At 35.5% G+C, this 18,655-nt stretch carries 13 protein-coding genes; 1 reads left to right on the top strand and 12 read right to left on the bottom strand.

Annotated features, from left to right (window positions below; genetic code table 11):
* Nucleotides 1–126: 126 nt before the first annotated feature.
* The 10 genes from KF816_04260 to KF816_04215 all read right to left on the bottom strand — a co-directional run bounded on the left by KF816_04260 (nucleotide 127) and on the right by KF816_04215 (nucleotide 13,678).
* On the bottom strand, nucleotides 127–705 hold the full coding sequence (locus KF816_04260) for an HAD family phosphatase (protein ID MBX3007225.1): 579 nt from the start codon (nucleotides 703–705) through the stop codon (nucleotides 127–129).
* Between the two features lie 5 nt (nucleotides 706–710).
* Nucleotides 711–2,189: a hypothetical protein gene (locus KF816_04255; protein ID MBX3007224.1), complete on the bottom strand. Its 1,479-nt coding sequence runs from the start codon at nucleotides 2,187–2,189 to the stop codon at nucleotides 711–713.
* Between the two features lie 18 nt (nucleotides 2,190–2,207).
* Entirely contained in the window at nucleotides 2,208–2,918 is a 711-nt protein-coding gene (locus KF816_04250) for an L-ribulose-5-phosphate 4-epimerase (protein ID MBX3007223.1), read from the bottom strand.
* The gene (locus KF816_04245; GenBank protein ID MBX3007222.1) at nucleotides 2,911–4,617 is read right to left on the bottom strand and encodes a ribulokinase; all 1,707 of its coding nucleotides are present in this window, start codon (nucleotides 4,615–4,617) and stop codon (nucleotides 2,911–2,913) included. Before KF816_04245 ends, KF816_04250 begins: the two co-directional genes overlap by 8 nt.
* A gap of 60 nt (nucleotides 4,618–4,677) precedes the next feature.
* Complete coding sequence (locus KF816_04240; protein ID MBX3007221.1) at nucleotides 4,678–6,432, bottom strand: sodium:solute symporter; 1,755 nt, start codon at nucleotides 6,430–6,432, stop codon at nucleotides 4,678–4,680.
* A 17-nt stretch (nucleotides 6,433–6,449) separates the two neighbouring features.
* Nucleotides 6,450–7,505 (bottom strand): galactose mutarotase, encoded by a 1,056-nt coding sequence (locus KF816_04235; GenBank protein MBX3007220.1) that lies wholly within the window; start codon nucleotides 7,503–7,505, stop codon nucleotides 6,450–6,452.
* Nucleotides 7,506–7,864: 359 nt separating this feature from the next.
* Nucleotides 7,865–8,782, bottom strand: a complete 918-nt coding sequence (locus KF816_04230) for an alpha/beta hydrolase (GenBank protein MBX3007219.1) — start codon at nucleotides 8,780–8,782, stop codon at nucleotides 7,865–7,867.
* Nucleotides 8,783–8,796: 14 nt separating this feature from the next.
* Nucleotides 8,797–9,663, bottom strand: a complete 867-nt coding sequence (purU, locus tag KF816_04225; protein ID MBX3007218.1) for a formyltetrahydrofolate deformylase — start codon at nucleotides 9,661–9,663, stop codon at nucleotides 8,797–8,799.
* 134 nt (nucleotides 9,664–9,797) lie between these two features.
* Nucleotides 9,798–11,822, bottom strand: a complete 2,025-nt coding sequence (locus KF816_04220) for a glycosyl hydrolase family 2 (protein ID MBX3007217.1) — start codon at nucleotides 11,820–11,822, stop codon at nucleotides 9,798–9,800.
* Between the two features lie 47 nt (nucleotides 11,823–11,869).
* Nucleotides 11,870–13,678 (bottom strand): hypothetical protein, encoded by a 1,809-nt coding sequence (locus KF816_04215; protein ID MBX3007216.1) that lies wholly within the window; start codon nucleotides 13,676–13,678, stop codon nucleotides 11,870–11,872.
* Nucleotides 13,679–13,896: 218 nt separating this feature from the next.
* Here KF816_04215 and KF816_04210 point away from each other — a divergent pair, with 218 nt between their 5' ends.
* Complete coding sequence (locus KF816_04210) at nucleotides 13,897–15,303, top strand: AGE family epimerase/isomerase (GenBank protein MBX3007215.1); 1,407 nt, start codon at nucleotides 13,897–13,899, stop codon at nucleotides 15,301–15,303.
* 174 nt (nucleotides 15,304–15,477) lie between these two features.
* Here the strand turns inward: KF816_04210 and KF816_04205 are convergent, their stop codons facing one another.
* Nucleotides 15,478–16,668, bottom strand: a complete 1,191-nt coding sequence (locus KF816_04205) for a glycosidase (protein ID MBX3007214.1) — start codon at nucleotides 16,666–16,668, stop codon at nucleotides 15,478–15,480.
* A gap of 17 nt (nucleotides 16,669–16,685) precedes the next feature.
* Nucleotides 16,686–18,557, bottom strand: a complete 1,872-nt coding sequence (locus KF816_04200) for a Na+:solute symporter (GenBank protein ID MBX3007213.1) — start codon at nucleotides 18,555–18,557, stop codon at nucleotides 16,686–16,688.
* Nucleotides 18,558–18,655: the final 98 nt, after the last annotated feature.

Raw genomic sequence — 18,655 nt, 5'->3', positions numbered from 1 at the left:
GCGTTTGATACGCTCTGCGAATTAATTTTGATAGCCGAAAAAAGTATTATTGCGGCTAAAATTATCGATAGCTTTCTCAAGTTACCTCTCCATTAAATTATTATTATCTTCAAAACTATTAAGTCATTAACTATATTTTCTCACATCAATTATCATCATTCCCGCATTAACTGCGGCTTCGATGCCCAAATCACCATCCTCAAAAACTACACAATCCCGAGCATCAACATTTAATGCCTTTGCCGCGTGATAAAACAGATCCGGATTGGGCTTGGCTTTAAAAGGATCATCCGCTGTTAAAATAATTTCGAAAAGTTCCTTGATATTAAGGTGATCCAATTCAGCTTTGATAATATCCTTTACACCGCCGCTTACAACCGCCATTGGAAGATTATTTTTATACTGATGAACAATTTCAAGAACCGGAAGAATTGGCTGCAGCATTTCAATATTCTTCATGAAATAATTGTGTTTGTATTTTATCAGCTCTTCAGATGAAATTTTTAATTCATATTTTTTATTAACAAGCTCAACTATATCTTTTTCTTTCATCCCTCTCGATGAATAAACCAGTTCATAATCGAACGGTGAATCAAAATAACTAAATGCCTCTTTCCAAGCTTCAAGATGCAGAGGCATCGAATCTATTAATGTTCCGTCACAATCGAATATTAATGCTTTCGCATTATCCGGAATCTCAATCATTTGACCTAAAATGGGTTTTCCGAGTTATAATAAACACCCTTTGGTTTATTGAAGTAAACATCTTCAACCCCGAGCATTTTGCATGCACTAAATAGTGCTTTACCTGAGTGATTAAATGCTATTGCGGTATGGTGAGGAAATCTTTTTTCTAAAAGTACATGACGGTAAAAACGTCCCATCTCCTTAATTCCAAAAACACCAATACATCCAAATGATTTAGGATTAATATTTAGTACTTCTCCATTTGCTACATATGCTTGAATCTCCGCTGTTGGGGTCGATTGAATTCTAAAAATAGAAATCGGTCCCGATTTAATCTGTCCTTCAATTGTCCCGCGAGTTATATCCGGTTCCTTACCGGGTTCCATTAATCTGTGCATAATCAATTGATGCTGCATCACCGGCTGCACAATACATCCTGTAGAAGTATTACCGCAATGAAATCCCATCCATAAATCACTTAACGAATAATCACCGATCTCAGCTTTACTTTCCAAATACATATCTTTTGGAACCGAGTTATTGATGTCAAGAATTGCAGGAGGTACTAAAGTAGCACAGACCGACATATATTCACTTAAAGCGCCATAAATATCAGCTTCGCAAGCTACAGGAATTCCACGTGCGGCTAGTCTTGAATTAAGATAGCAGGGAACGTGACCAAAATATTTTTCGAATGCAGGCCAGCATTTATTAGCGAATGCTCCATATTCAGATGCGCCGAGATTTGTGTTCATAAATTTTTCTAGCGCTAATTCATATTGAGCTAATTTCTCTAGCAATTCTGGATATGTATTTCCCTTACCAAGCTCGGAAGCCATTTCTTTCGCGACAATTTTAATTTGTGGATTATCTTTTTCGGCTTGCACAATATCATAAAGATCAAGCTCACTGTTTTCCATTATCTCAACGCCTAAATCATACAATGGTTGAATTGGCGCATGGCACGTAATAAAATCGTGTGGACGAGGACCAAATGAAAATATTTTTAAATTAATCACTCCGAGAACTATTCTAGCTACTGGAATAAATTCTTCAATCATTTTTGCGGTATCCTCAGCATCTCCGATTGGGTATTCAGGAATATATGGGTCAAGCCCGCGCAACCCAAAATTGTATGAGGCACTAAGCAAGCCGCAATAAGCATCACCACGACCATTAATTAAATCTTTGCCAGAATCTTCTGCCGCGGCGGTAACCATTGTAGGACCGCCAAATCTATCGGCCAATAATGTTGTTGGCCCTTCAGGTCCAAAATTTCCAAGATAAAGATGAATTGCGTTTACATCTTTTTCATCAAGCTCATCAAGCGCTTTTAAAACGTCATTTTCATTTTCAATTATGGTTTCAATTTCAACTACAGGTATTTTCCTTTTTTTACATTCAGCAACAACAGCTTTTCTTCTTTTACGAGATAATTCAATTGGGAAACAATCGCGGCTTACCGCAACAATACCTAATCTCACTTCCGGAACGTTTTGCATTTTTAAACTCCGATTTATTTATTTATTTTTTTGTCCATAGTAGGCGTTAGGCCCATGCTTCCGCTGATAATGTTTTTCAGAAATATAATTAGGCAATATTGCTGAATTAAAAGTACCGGAAGATTGGTTTATTAATAAAGTACCATATGCCATTTCGGCTACACGTTCTATTATAAATGCATTTCGTACTGATGTTAATGCGTCTTTGCCAAATGCAAATGGAGCGTGCCCAGCTACTAAAACTCCAGGTGTAGCTAACGGATTTAGTTTTTCAAATCTTTCAACAATAACTTTACCTGTATTTAACTCATAGGCGGCTTCAACTTCTTCTTTTGTTAAAAAACGGGTCAATGGTATTGCTCCATAAAAATGATCGGCGTGAGTTGTTCCGTAACAGGGGATCTCTCTGCAAGCTTGAGAAAACATTGTAGCAAAATTACTATGAGTATGTGTTATTCCTCCGATTTCGGGAAACGACTTATATATTTCAATATGTGTTGGTGTATCGGAAGAGGGGCGGTTATTCCCTTCAACTACTTTACCTTCAAAATTTACAACTACCATACTTTCAGTAGTCAGTTTATCGTAATCAACACCGCTCGGTTTTATCACTATTAAATTTTGCGATCTATCAATCCCACTTACGTTTCCCCAGGTTAATACTACAAGTCCATGTTTTACTAAATCAAGATTGGCTTGCAGAACTTCTTCTTTAAGTTGTTCAAGCATTTTTGCTGCTCCTAACTTCATCACGAATATTTAGTAAATCCTTCATAACATTAAACATATTCCCGTTCCATTCCTTTGTTCCAAACGCATCATGAAGTTGTTGGTAGAGAGAATATAATCTTTTATAAACCAAATGATTTTCATTTATTGGTGTAAATTCTTTATTTGTTCCGGTCATTACTTTTTGTGCTTCCTCAACTGAATCAAATCCGCCATTTTTTTTGCCCGCAGCAATTGCCGAAAATAGAGCGGCACCGAGAGCAGGGGTTTGATCACTGCGAGAAATTTTCATCGGGCGATTAGTGATATCAGCATAAATCTGCATCAACATTGGATTTTTACTGGCTAATCCACCGCAGTTTACAACTTCATTAATCTTAACTCCATACTCTTCAATCCTGTCAATAATCGCGAGTGCGCCAAAAGCGGTCGCTTCAATTAATGCGCGGTAAATTTCATGTGGTTTAGTATGAAGGGTTTGACCTAATATTAATCCGGCTAATCGAACATCAACCAAAATTGTTCTATTACCGTTATTCCAGTCGAGAGCTAACAATCCGCTCTCACCTGGTTTTAATTCAGATGCGGCTTTTTCCAAATTTATAAATTTTTCATCTTGAGTTTTGCCATAACTTTCCGGCACTAAATTATTCACGAACCATAGAAAAATATCTCCAACAGCTGATTGACCAGCTTCAATTCCAAAATAACCATCCATTACGGAGCCATTTACAATTCCGCATACACCCGGAATATCATTTAATTTTTTATGTGATGGCGCAATCATAACATCGCATGTACTTGTGCCTAAAATTTTAACAAGTGTACCCTCTTTTACTCCGGCACCCACAGCGCCCATGTGAGCGTCAAACGCTCCTACCGCAACCGCAACATTAGTTGATAAACCTAATTTTTCTGCCCATTCTTTTGATAAATAACCAGCAAGATTTTCGGATGTAAATGCCGAATTGAATAATCTATTCCTCAATTCACCTAAGCCGGGTGAGAGTTCATTTAGAAATTCTTCATCGGGCATTCCATCCCACGATGAATTAAACATTGCTTTATGACCAGCAGCACAAATACTTCTTTTTATTTTATGAGGATTTAATTCACCAATTAAATTTGCCGGTATCCAATCGCAAATTTCAACCCAGCTATAAGCCGCATCATAAATTTCGGGAGAGCTATTTTTACAATGAAGAATTTTACTCCACCACCATTCCGATGAATAAACTCCTCCGATTTTAGAAAGATAGTGAGGACGAATTTTTCCGGCTAACTCAGTAATCTGCTCTGCTTCTTTATAACTTGTGTGGTCTTTCCATAACCAAACATAAGATGCATTATTGCTTTTGTATTTTTCATCGAAGGATAATGCATTTCCATCTTTATCCACCGGCATTGGACTACTGCCTGTCGTATCAACACCTATTCCGATAATATTGGTTGGATCAAAATCTTTAACCACTTCTTTTGCTTTTATTATCGCATTAGTAATGGTTGTTTCTATTCCGGTTAAATAATCGGCGGGATTTTGCCTCGCTAAATTGGGATCATTCGAATCAATAATCACACCCATTTCACCTGATGGATATTGAAAAATATGTGATGCAATTTCACCTCCATCCGATAAATCAACTATTAAAGCACGACATGAATTGGTTCCGAAGTCAAGTCCAACGGCATATTTGCTCATTTATACACCTTTGATTAGAATAGAAAAGCGGCTAAAATAAATAGCCGCTTCAATTAATGATTATCCTGAAAAGTAGATATACGCAATTAGAATAAGTACAACAACTAAAGCAGAAGTAAACACATCAAGAGCAGTCCAGCTTTCTCGAGTCTTCTTCATTTGTTCTTCAGTTCTTGTTCCGAAGGTTAGTCCGCTTAACTTAGCGTAATCAGGTGCTTCTGTCATATAGCTAACTATGTACATAACAGCAAGACTTATAATAAAAATCAGTAATCCGTAATACTGAAAGAAAATGTTATTAATTATCCAAAGGAAGGAACCTTGAGTATATGCAAAACCAGTGCTTAGTTTAACAGGAGTATCAATTGCTAAACGTATTAATCCTAGTGCGAATCCGGTATAAAGAGCGGCAAGTGCGCCTTTAGCATTTAATCGTTTGTCAAAAATTCCAGCAAAGAATACAACGAAGATTGGGGGTGCCAAATAAGCCTGAACACCCTGGAGATAATCATACAATCCTTTTCCACCTTGAATAACAGGAAGCCACGCTAAACCTATTAGAACCATTACTGCGGTTGCAACACGTCCAACCCAAACTAATTTTTCTTGCGAAACATTAGGCTTTAATCGTGAATAGAAATCGATTGTAAATAAAGTTGAACAAGCGTTAAATACACCGGCAAGCGAGCTCATTAATGCTGCCAATAATCCGGCCACTACCATTCCTCTGATTCCAACCGGTAAAACATGTGCTACCATTAAAGGAAAAGCTTGTTGAGCATTTTCACGAATAATTTGACCATCTGCGCCAATAAGTTGAGATTGCAATGCGGGCATTTTACCGCTAACAGCAAGAGCATAACAAATTATTCCGGGAATGATGAATATAAAGACCGGTAACAGTTTAAAGAAAGCTGCGGCAATAGAACCTCTTCTTGCTTGTGTTTCGCCATTAGCAGATAATACTCTTTGAACTATATATTGATCGGTTGTCCAATACCATAAACCAATAATTGGAGCGGCGAACAACATTCCAATCCAGGGATAATTATCGTTGAAATACCAAGCCATTTTTCCGGCTTCTTTAACCGGGGCCCAGGTGCCTTCAACTCCGGCAGGTACCAATGGCTTCCATAAATTGAACATTTCGGTACCAACAACATCTTTTAATTGTGCCCAACCGCCTAATGCATCCAATCCAAAATATGTTACAAGGGCTGATCCAATAATTAAAATTATTGTTTGAAGTGCTTCTGTATAAGCAACTGCAGCCATTCCACCCAAAATTGTATAAAGACCTGTAATTAGAATTACTAATATTGATCCAATCCAGAAACTGTCCATTCCCATAAAATTAATTTCAGGTAATAAAACTGAAAAAACTATACCCCCGGCAAAAACTCCTACTGCTATCTTTGTTAATACGTATGCAACCAAAGAAATAGCTGATAATACAGTTCTCGCTTGAGGATTAAATCTTTTTTCTAAAAACTCAGGCATTGTAAATACTTTTGAACGCATATAAAATGGAACCATTACCCACCCGAGTACTAACAAACACCAGGCGTGCAATTCATAATGAGCCATTGCAACACCATCAGTTGCTCCCGAACCTGCTAATCCAACTAAATGCTCAGATCCTATATTGGAAGCAAATATTGATGCTCCAACAATAAACCATCCTAAATGTCTGCCCGCTAAAAAATAATCAGTTGAGGTTTTTTGTTGTTTTCTTATTACCCACCATGCTAATCCCAAGATTATTGCGAAATAGCCGGCTATTACAACCCAGTCAAGAGTTTCTAAAACTGCCATAATTTATTCCTCACTTTTTATTTGACTGAAAATTTATATATGGTTACCTGCTTGTATTGTTCACCGGGATTTAATCTAACACTTGGGAAATTTGGTTTATTTGGAGAATCGGGATGATGCTGGGCTTCGAGGCACAAACCTGTTCTATAATTATATACAACTCCCCCTTTGCCAACCGCTGAACCATTTAGAAAATTTCCCGAATAGAATTGAAGCCCAGGTTGATCACTAATTACTTCCATTAATCTGCCACTTGCCGGTTCATACAATTCTGCAACCTTTTTTACAGAACCATCCCAATTATTAATTACCCAATTATGATCGTAACCTTTGCCAAACACAAGTTGCTCAAATTTATCATTAATCTTCGCACCGATATTTGTTAGCACTCTAAAATCCATGGGATTACCTGCAACGGATGCAAATTCTCCAGTTGTTATCAATCCATTATCTACCGGAGTATAGGTCTCGGCATCAATCATTAATTGGTGATCCAAAATCGGTTTTGTAAAATCTCCAGTTAAATTAAAATATGAATGATGTGTTGGATTCATAATTGTAGGTTTATCAGTAGTGGCCGAATAATATAAGGCGAGTTCATTTTTATCATTCAAAGTATAAGTAACCGAGATTTCAACTTTACCCGGGTAACCTTCTTCACCATCTTCACTAATGTAGGTTAATTTTAATGATTGTGATGAATCACCCATTATTGGTTCAGCTTTCCAAACTCTCTTATTAAATCCTTTGAAACCGCCATGCAGACTATTTTTTCCATCATTCACTGAAACTTGATACTCTTTTCCATCAAGAGTGAATTTTCCCTCACCAATTCTATTTCCATATCGGCCTACAATCACCCCAAAGTAAGATTGACATTTTTCGTAACTGGCTGCCTCGTCATAACCAAGCACAATATCTTTCAATTCTCCATTTTTATCGGGAGCAGTTAGTGAAACAACCGCCGCTCCATAATTTGTTATTTCGGCAATTATTCCATTTTTATTTTTGAGGGTATAAAGAAAAGTTTCAGTACCATCAGAAATTTTACCGAATGTTTTTTTCTCAATCATTTCAGTTTCCTTTTGATTATTTGAACACGAAATAAGAATTGTTACAAGAAGAAGGGAAAGCAACAGAGATTTGTTTTTCATGATATTCTCTCATCTATTTATTTATTCAATTCGGCTACGAAATATTGATTTATGAATCAAATAATAAAAGCCTGTTTACGCATTTAATTCACCATTTTACGCCCGAGTAAAATAAAAGAAATAAATCTGAAAATCTTTCAACGAAAATAAAAAAGTGTATAATTAACATTTTTTCTTAGACTGAAACAACTTACCAAAGTTCACTTCAGGATTGTTTTAAAATTATGAAGATAGCGATGGTTTTTCATTTTTGATTTCCATCCCCTATTCATAATATCTCAATTAGTTACAATAATCTCTCTTTCAATAAGCCATTTTTCAAGAAGAAACAGCCATTGCTCATCGAGATTTTTTTTCTTCATTGCAAATCCGTGCCCTCCTTTTTCAAAGATATGCAAGGTTACCGGAACACCCTTGCGCATACAAGAATCATAATATCTTAAACTGTTCTCTACAACTACAGTTTTATCATCGGTAGCGTGAATAATAAAGGTGGGTGGTGTATTGCCGGTTACATTCAATTCATTTGAAAAACGACTAATCATTTCTTGTGAAGGATTTTCACCAATCAAATTATTCCGAGATCCGGTATGTGTAATTTCTTCATTCATTGAAATTACCGGATAGCCAAGAATTGAAAAGTCGGGACGCAGATTTGTCTTTTCATCATTAGGGATAACCTCATTCATAAATAAAGTTGAGGCAGTTGCGGCTAAATGTCCACCCGCAGAAAAACCAATTATCCCTATTCTGTCTTTCTTTATTCCATATTTTTCAGAATTATCTCGAAGGTATTTTATTGCTTTTTGCGCATCACTCAAAGGAACAATTTCTTTATTCGTCATGAATTTATCATTCGGGAGCCTGTACTTTAGAATAAAAGCGGATATTCCTTTATCGGCAAACCATTTAGCTACTGCTTCTCCTTCAAATTGATATGCTAATCTTAAATATCCTCCACCAGGGCATACAATAACAGCGCTCCCATTTGCTTTTTGCGGTTTAACAAATTCTAAAGTTGGGATTGTTACATCAGAATAACGGTAAACACCAACATTATCAAATTCTTTGCGCTCATGATCTTTTTCGGTTTTAGAATATTCCGGGGTTAACTCCCATATTTTTGTAATTTGATTTTGCTGGGCGGTGATAGAAATAAAGGAAAACAGAAATACAATTACTACAAATCTTTTCATGTAAGAATTTCCGGTTATTCAAAAATTATTGTTTTTTTACCTATTGCTGAGATTTGATTATTCACATGATATTTTACTGCTCTGGCAAGTACCGATCTCTCAAGTTCTCTCCCTTTTGAAATCAAAGTTTTCAATGAATCTTTGTGTGATATCCTCGCTACTGCCTGCTCAATAATTGGACCTTGATCCAATTCTTCGGTTACATAATGACTTGTAGCGCCAATAATTTTGACTCCCTTTTCATAAGCTTGTTTATATGGATTAGCGCCTATAAACGCCGGAAGAAACGAATGATGAATGTTTATAATTTTATTTGGAAATCTTTTTACAAAAGCTGGAGAAAGAATTTGCATGTAACGCGCAAGCACAATTGTGTCAACTTTGTTTTCCTCTATTAATTTTATCTCTTCAGTTTCCAACTGTGGCTTGTTTGATTGATCAACCGGGAAGAGATAAAATGGAATATTGTACTGCTTTGCTAAATATTCGAGGTCATTATGATTAGAAATTATGAGCGGAATCTCGGCGTTTAATTCACCAATACTTTGCAACCATAACAATTCCTGTATACAATGCTCATATTTAGAAACAAGAATCGCAATGCGATGCCTTTTATTACTGTAGTGCATTTTCCAATCGGCTGATATTTCCTGAGCTAAGACAGAAAATGCTAATTCAAATTGGTCTGCAGATAGATTCATATCCTCGGTATCAAACTCAATTCTTATAAAAAACATATTCTCTTCTCTATCAACATGCTCATCAAGGTTGAGAATATTACCCTGTTGTTGAAATATGAATTGAGACAATCTCGCCACCAATCCTTTTTGATCGGGACACGACAAAACAAGTGTTGCTATTATTGAATTATTTTTTGTCATAGTAAAAATTATTTTTAATTGAGATAGATTTCTCTTTCAGTATCTAATACTTCAACTTGAGAAAATTAGACTCATTTATAATTTGCTTAGTAATCTGATTAATCAGCGATCCATTAATTCAATTAAAATGTTTTTCAATCTTTCCAGTCATCAGTTCTAAATGTTGGGGCAGGTAAACCAGCCTTGTTGAACAATGTAGCTTCATCAGTTTCTGACCAAGCATATCTTACCGCAACCGGATTCGAAATCTCTTGATTAAATAACTTTAACCTTTTCCCCTCAACAACAACTATTGCTTTCTTAAAAACTCTATCCTCACCGGCGATAAGAAAATTATTTTCTCCATTCAATAATTTTAATTCCAGTCCCCCGGCGTGGTGCTCAAACTCTAATGTAATTTTTCCAAACTCACTTTTCATTGATTTATAAAGAGGACCCGAATAAACAATTTTTTTACCATAATTTTTAGCGAGTGCCCAAAGAGCAAGTCGTTTACCAACATCTTGTTTATTGGCAGGGTGAATATTTCCAGGATCACCAATATCTAATGTAACTGCCAATCCGGTATTTTTATTTTTGAGAGATAAAAACTGCGCTTCACGTAATAACTGACTATTAGTTCCAGCCCCATATTTGTAGGGTGCTATTTGAACGTAGTAAAATGGGAAATCACCAACATTAAATCTGTCTCTCCAATTTTTGAGAAGAGCGGTCTTCAATAATTTATATTCTTCAGCTCGTCCACAATTGGATTCCCCTTGATACCAAATAGCTCCTTTAATTGTGAATGGTACAAGTGGAGCGATCATTCCATTGTATAATGCGGTCGCGCTATGCGAACTGATTGATAATGTAATCTTGGGTTTGGTAAAATATAATTGATCATCCGAACCAAATAGATAAAAGTTATCATTCATAAATAATGCTACGGGCAGATATTTCCATTCGCCAACTAACGAGATGGAAGCAGTTTGGCTGTCATCTTTAATATAAATTTTTAACTTATCGGGACTTCCATAAATTCCGCCGCCACCTCTAAAATCGAGAACACGAACCGCGATTGTAATCGAGGAATTTTTTATTAGTTCTTTTGCTACTGTATATGTTCTTTCAGATTGATAATGTCCATCTTCTTCAAATCCGCCGACTTTAGTACCATTAACAAATGTAACATCGCAATCATCAATTGGTCCGAGATTTAGAACCAAATCTTTTCCTAAAAATTCTTCCGGTACTTCAATATTTTTTCGGAACCAAACTGCGCCATCAAATTCCCCAATTTCACTTCTTTCAAATGTGCCGGGTAAGTTCATCTTACCCCATTTAGAATCATCATAAAGCGGTTGTGAACATTTTGAATCATTAAAATCGAGATTAGTCCAATCTTCAACTCCATTAACTCTTTTTACCGGCATTTTTGAGAATTGAGATAACCATTCATAAAAAATTGCAAGCTTTTGTTCTGCGCCATCGAACGATTCAATTGTTTTTTGGTACTGAGGAAAATCAGCTAAATATTTTGCTTCAATCCATGATTCAATTGGAGTTCCTCCCCAGCTTGAATGTATTATTCCAATTGGAATATTTAATTTTTCATAAAGATTTTTTGCGAAAAAATATGCGGTTGCACTAAACGAGGGTGCGGTTATTGGATTTAATTTTTGCCATGATCCAACAACGTTAAACTGAGGTGAGGGGGATGTAGTTTTTAGAGCTGTGAACATTCTTATTTTAGGATTATTCGCATTCTTTATTTCTTCCTCAGAATTCATTATAACATCGATAGCGCCGAATCCTCTTAGTGGCATTTCCATGTTCGATTGTCCACTCGCCAACCAAACTTCACCAATCAAAATATCATTGAATTCAATCTTCGATTTTTTATCGGCAACAGTTAAAGTATAAGGACCTCCTGCTTTTGGTGTTTTAATTTTAGTAATCCAGTTTCCCTTTTCATCGGCTTTAACTTTTGATTTTGCGCCCCATGAAGCCGTTACTAAAATTTCATTATTTGGTTCTGAAATTCCCCACACGGCACAATTAGTTTTTTGCTGGAATACCATTTCATCAGCGAAGATTGATGCTAAAGTAAGAGTTGATTTTTCTTGTGCCATAATGTTTAGAGATAACGCAATCATAATGAGAAATATTTTATTCATGTTATTTATCCGTTAATTAATTTGGTCAAATTTAATTGAAATACTCATCAATTACGTTTATATATTATTTTTGATCTGCAAAGTTGAACATCTTCATCGGCTGTAATTTTAATAAACCTCGCGTCTTCAGGAAATTGATTCACCACAAAGCGTTCACCGGTAAAAAATCCATAATCATTAAATAGATTCTGATAAGTGGTTTTTTCAAAACTTACCGGCTTCAAAGAATTTGGATCAACACCGGCATATATATTTAATAATGAATCATCATCCAGTTTGAAGAGATCTAAAGTAAGCTCACTAATATTGCCATCAATAAAATATGTAATTGATTCATCAGATTTTAGTAACAGTCTGGATTTATCTTCTTTAGCCTTACGAATATCTTTCATTATCAAAATTTTTGCTGAATCTGGATATTCATACAACTTAAGAACATTTTCAAATTCATCAATCATAACTGAATACTCTACATGAACGGGACCTATTTCATTGGATGGAATAGATTGCCCCGCTTCATTGATAGCTGTTACTCTATAGAAATATTCCTTTCCCTCTACAACGCTTGTGTCAGAAAATAAGGGCCTGTATCCAATATCCGCATCAGTAACCGAATCTAAAATTACCACCCAATCATTTTGAATCGCATCTTTTCTCTCAACACTATAATAATCCGCTCCGGCACTTCCTCTCCAAGAAATTTCAGAAGGGTGTGAAATTGAAATTAACTCAGGCCTAATTGGCTTTTCGACTAAACTAACGAAGCCATTAATCTTATCTGCCTTTTGTTTGAATAGGTTTAATACTTTTCTCTCATTATAAAAATCGCCGGAAGAAAAACCGGGCCACCGATAGGGTTGATTGTCACCATTCGGTTCGGTATGGTAATAAAATCCACCATCATGATTTCTGAATCTCAAACTCCACCCAAGCGCTCCAGTTATACCATTATTTATCACTGTATCTAAAACCATCTCCATCTGGTCAACCGGCATAAAACCAAATTCCCCCACAAAATAAGGTTTCTTTCCTTTTGTAATTTCAAGTGTTTTCATAATTACTTCAACACTTTTAGGTCCCGGTGAATAATGATGAGTAGTAATCATATCAATTATGGGGTTATCTATTGATTTAGGCATAACGCGGAATGCGCCGTCAAACACAAGTTGATTTGGGGCCAGTGATTTAATGTACTCCGCGATATTTGCAGTCCATTCATAATGTGGTTCTAATTCATTTCCGGTTTCCCATGCGAGTATTGCTTTATCTTCATTATAAGGAATTCCGGTAAAAGTATTTATTCGATTGATCGTAAACTTAATTGTTGTTTTAAAATCAGAAATAATTTCTTCGTCACGCCAAAAGTCACTTCGATTTTTACCTCTGAAAGCCGCGTATTCAGTAACTCCTCCCATCCAATGCCAATTATCAACCAAAGGAATAATTAATCTTATTCCTAGCTCATTTGCTATCTGTAAAGCCTTATCCATCGCAATAAACAAATCTTCATTAAACTGTCCAGGTCTATCAATGTGTCGTGGATAACTATAATGATCAACATCTCTTCGCACCGAAAGTACATATGAGCGTGCGACTTTTCCTCCCATTTGTTTTACTGCTAATAGAGCATCCCTAATCTCAAACTCTGTTGGTATACGCCACTGATTAATTTCATCAAATGGAACATTATCTTCAATCAATAATAGGTTAGGAATATTAAATGAGATGAAGCGGAATTCACTCACACCATCAAAAAGTTTATCCCCGCTTCTTGTAATAAAATTTGAGAATTGCGCTTTAGAATCATTTGTTGTGATAATTAAAATAATTAGGCTGAAAAGAATATATCTGAGCATTGATTTCCCAAGTAATATGATAGATAACCACTTCTATTTTTATGCCGCAAAAAGATAGTTTATTTACTGATATTAATCATGTATTTAATACACTAATTATTATTTTAATAAAAGTATATCATTTTTTGAAAATTAAAGATAGTAAAACGTTGAAATTTTAGACAAAACCAATTAGCACAATATTTGTTCTACATATTCTAAAATTTGGATCGGTTAATATGAATAAGGTTGCTGAAACCGGATTAATATCTAATAATACCGCAATTGCAAGCGAGATGCTGGAATTTTTGCAGCATAAAATTCTTGAAAAGTGGTACCCACTTGTTATAGATAAAGAATGCGGCGGGTACTTTACAAATATTTCACATGACTGGAAAATTGAACCTGATCAGGAGAAAATGATTGTTTCGCAGGCAAGACATATATGGACCACTTCAAAAGTTGCAAACTTTTTGGATAATGATAAATATCTTTATTATGCAATCCACGGTTATGAATTTTTGAAGAATAAAATGTGGGATGAAGAATTTGGCGGTTTTTTCCAGATGAGAAGCAGAGAAGGAGAACTTTCGGATGTTCGAGGTTACTTAGATGAAAAAAGAACATACGGAAATGCCTTTTCAGTTTACGCGTTGGCATCTTTATATGAATTAACAAAAAGAAAAGATATACTAATTTTTGCGTTATTAGTTTTTGATTGGATAGAAAAACATACTTTCGATAAAAAGCTGGGAGGGTATCATCAATTTATAACACGAGAAGGAGAAATTTTTGGAAAAGGTTATGATACAAATGCATCAGATATAGATGAAGTAGGTTATAAAGATCAAAATTCATCTATTCATCTTCTTGAGGCATACACAGAGCTTTATAATGTGCACAAAGATGAGAAAGTTCAGAAACAATTGACGAGGTTGTTGAATTTGATTAGAGATGTGATGACCAACCCTAAAGGTTATCTTCATCTATTTTTTGAGAATGATTTAACTCCAGTTTCATTTGCGGGTTCTTCCGAGGAGATCAGAAAAAAGAATTATGGATTGGATCATGTATCTTTTGGTCATGATTATGAAACCGCCTTTTTAATGCTTGAAGCGTCATACGTATTAGGATTGCAAAATGATTTTAAAACATTATCAGTTGCAAAAAGAATGCTCGACCATGCAATTGAAAATGGTTTTGATAATTCTATAGGCGGCTTTTATGATGGCGGCTACTACTTTGCGGGTTCAGATAAATGCTCAATAGTAAAAGACACTAAAAACTGGTGGGCACAGGCAGAAGCATTAAATGCTCTTCTCATATTCTCAAAAATCTTTCCTGAAAATGATATTTATGTTGAAGTATTTTTGAAACAATGGGAATATGTTAAAAACTATATTATGGATTATGAGAATGGCGATTGGTTTGAGGGGGGCATTGATAAAGAACCTCATTTCAAATTTGGGCCCCGTTCCCATATGTGGAAGTGTACATATCATACCGGTAGAGCAATGATGAATTGTATAAAAATGCTCACAGATTCTGACTTTGAGATGTATTCAGTTAATCCAAGATTCAAACATCAAAAAGATGATTTCGACAAATTTATTGGACATTGGAGAACTACCGCTCAGAGCTTGTGAACTTTTATTCTATGATAGTTTTTAGTAATGAAGGAGCAACGCATTTCTTCAATTCCCATAACTATCTAAAACTAAATTTCTTACCTCATTGAAGTTATTATTAATTTAAAATAAGAATGCCGGATTTTTCAAACAGTTATCAATCCGGCATTCTTGAGGCACCATGAAATTAACTTATAATTTGAGCGATTTCATCACTTCTAAATTTTTCTTAATTAATTCATTTCTTGTTTGAACGCTTGCTGCGCTCCTAAGTCCATCTTCAGGAGAATTAATACAATAATCAATTAATTTATCTACGGATGTTAATGCAACATGCATTCTTGTATCTGATGAAGCATAGTAAATTAAAATTTCACCGTTTTCTTTTTTGATCCAGCCATTGCTAAAGACTACATTAGAAACATCACCCACTCTTTCATCTCCCTCGGGAGCTATAAAAAATCCGGCAGGTTTATGTGTAACTTTACTCGGATTCTTTAGATCGGTGAGAAAAACATAAAGTACATATCTTAATCCAGCGGCTGTATTCCGAACTCCGTGTGCTAATTGCAGCCATCCTTTTTCAGTTTTTATAGGAGCCGGACCCAATCCATTTTTTACTTCATAGATAGTATGATAAACCTTTTTATCCATTATTATTTCTTCTTTAACTTCAGCTTTTTCCATTGAATCCGTGTATCCAAAACCTATTCCTCCGCCGCTTCCCGTATCAATAAATCCATCTTGTGGACGGGTATATAGAGCATATTTTCCATTAATAAATTCGGGATGAAGTACCACATTTCTCTGCTGACCCGAATATGAAATCAGATCGGGCAATCTTTCCCAATTAATTAAATCCTTTGTGCGGGCAATTCCACATGCAGCTACTGCCGCAGATGTATCATCTGGTCTAGAATCATCATGCCTTTCGGTACAAAATAATCCGTAAATCCATCCATCTTCATGCTGAACGAGACGCATATCATAAACATTTGTATCTGGGTTTTGAGTCTCAGGTAAAGTTATCGGATAATCCCAAAATTTGAAATTATCAATTCCATTTTCACTTTCGGCAATTGCGAAAAATGATTTTCTATCAGTCCCTTCAACTCTAACCGCAAGTACAATTTTTCCATTAAAAATCATAGCTCCCGAGTTGAATGCGCAATTAACGCCTATCCTTTCCATTAAAAAGGGATTTGAGACATGATTCAAATCGTAGCGCCAAAAAATTGGAGTGTGTTGGGCAGTTAATATCGGATATTTAAAACGAACATAAACACCATTATCTGCATCAATCGGTTCGTTTTTTCTTTCAATCAGAAATCTATGTTGATCAAATAAATTTTTTAATTTTTTATGAAACTCTTCCTTTAACATCAACTAACTCCTTAAAATTATTCAGATTCCTCAACCGGGATATAATCTTTATCCATCTCATGAAGTTTATCCCACCAGGTTTTCTTCAAGACAATGCTTAAGGCGATACAAATTATAGTTGTAATTCCAGCATACATGAATTGATGAAACACAATAAACATGGGCAAAGCAACTAGAGAAGTTTGCCAAATAGTGCCCATTAATACATTCATCATATCTCTCTTGAAATTTTTATTTTTTTCAAAGCTGGGATTTTCAGTTATAACTTTATCATGTATCGGCTTCCAAAATCCCCACGGTTTTACCTGTTTATAGAATTGTTTTAGTGTTGCTTCATCAGTTGGTTTGGTAAGATATGTGGCGGCAATACAGCCAATTAAAGAGATCCCAACAATTATTGGGAAGTAATATAATATTCTTATGTCTGCAGCTAAATCAGGGAATAGCGCAGGTAGTAATCCAGAAAAAATCATAGGTAATCCGGCAACAATAATACCCGACAACATCCCCCAGAAAAATCCTTGAGCATTAAACCGCCACCAATACCATTTCAATATGTTAGCGGCAGTATATCCTCCCCAAAGGGCCGATACTAATAACTGCAAAACTTGATTAACGTTTTTTGCTTGAATACCAAGAAGGATACTAACAACAACCACAATAATACCAACTGAATAATTTGCTGTTTTTATTGAAGTTTTTGAAGCATCCGGTTTAATATATTTTAAGTAGATATCATTTGTAACATAAGCCTGAGCTGCATTCAAAGTTCCAGCAAATGTTGACATAAAAGCGGCAAGCAATCCTGCGAGAAGCAGACCCAATAATCCAGTAGGTACAAATTGATTTATTGTGGATGGAAGTATTTGTTCAAAATCTAATACCCCCGCAGTATACAAATGAAGCTGATCGTAATATATTATTCCAAGCGCGGCAAATCCTGCAATCATAAAATAACGGATTGGCATTAATATTAAAGAAACAAATCCACTCATTTTTGCCGCTTCAGATGGCGATTTGGTTGCGAGAATTTTTTGCATATCATAGTTTGGTGCCGGACCCGCGATACTAATTAGAACTCCTTTAAATAACATCATCATAAACATTGCGGAAAAAAGAGAGTATCCATCAGCGGCAATTTTTGAATTTACATCCGATATATAATTTGTCCAATCAAGCCCCAAATTCTTTCCAAAAAATGGGTTCATCCATCCGTCGGGTACATTTAATCCTTCACTTCCAACGGCGTTAAAAGCAATTATGGCAATTGCAATTGAAGCGAAAGTCATAATTGTATATTGAAGCACATCTGCCCATACAATACTTGTCATACCTCCAAGCACTGTATAAAAAACAGCAAACAATGTAAAAGCAACGCCATAAAGATGAGGTACATATTCAAGAGGGATATTAAGATTGAGATATGAATTAACAATATTCCATGGAATAAAGATTTCCATGAATTTGCCAAGACCAATAAAACCATAAGCCAAGAAACCAAGACCGCTTATAAGTGCAAATACCACTACAATTCCATGAGGTAGATAACTCACTTTACCTTTACCAAAGCGAGTCTCAATCCATTGAGCTCCGGTTGTCACATTTGATCTGCGTAGCCAAGCCGAAAGAAATACCATTAAAAAGATTTGATTAAATACCGGCCAAAGCCAGGGGATCCAAATACTTTTTAATCCATAAACAAAAGCTAAAGTAACAAGCCACATTGTTCCAGAAATATCGAACATGCCTGATGCGTTCGACAGCCCTAACATATACCAGGGAAGTTTATTGCCTCCCAAAAAATAACTTTCTTTACTCTTTGAAGCTCTCTTTGAAAGGATTGCACCAATTAATATAGTTGAAGCGAGATAGATAATAATGATAAAAATATCGATAAAGTGGAGTTTCATATATTCACGAAATTATTGTTCAATTTTCATAATGGAATAATTGCCATTATGTGCATAAATAATGCCAAAAAATTAGA

This window comes from Melioribacteraceae bacterium (assembly GCA_019638015.1).
Taxonomy (GTDB): Bacteria; Bacteroidota; Ignavibacteria; order Ignavibacteriales; family Melioribacteraceae; genus JAHBUP01.
The sequence above is the reverse complement of the archived record's forward strand: the minus strand, read 5'-3'. Positions and strand labels throughout refer to the sequence as shown.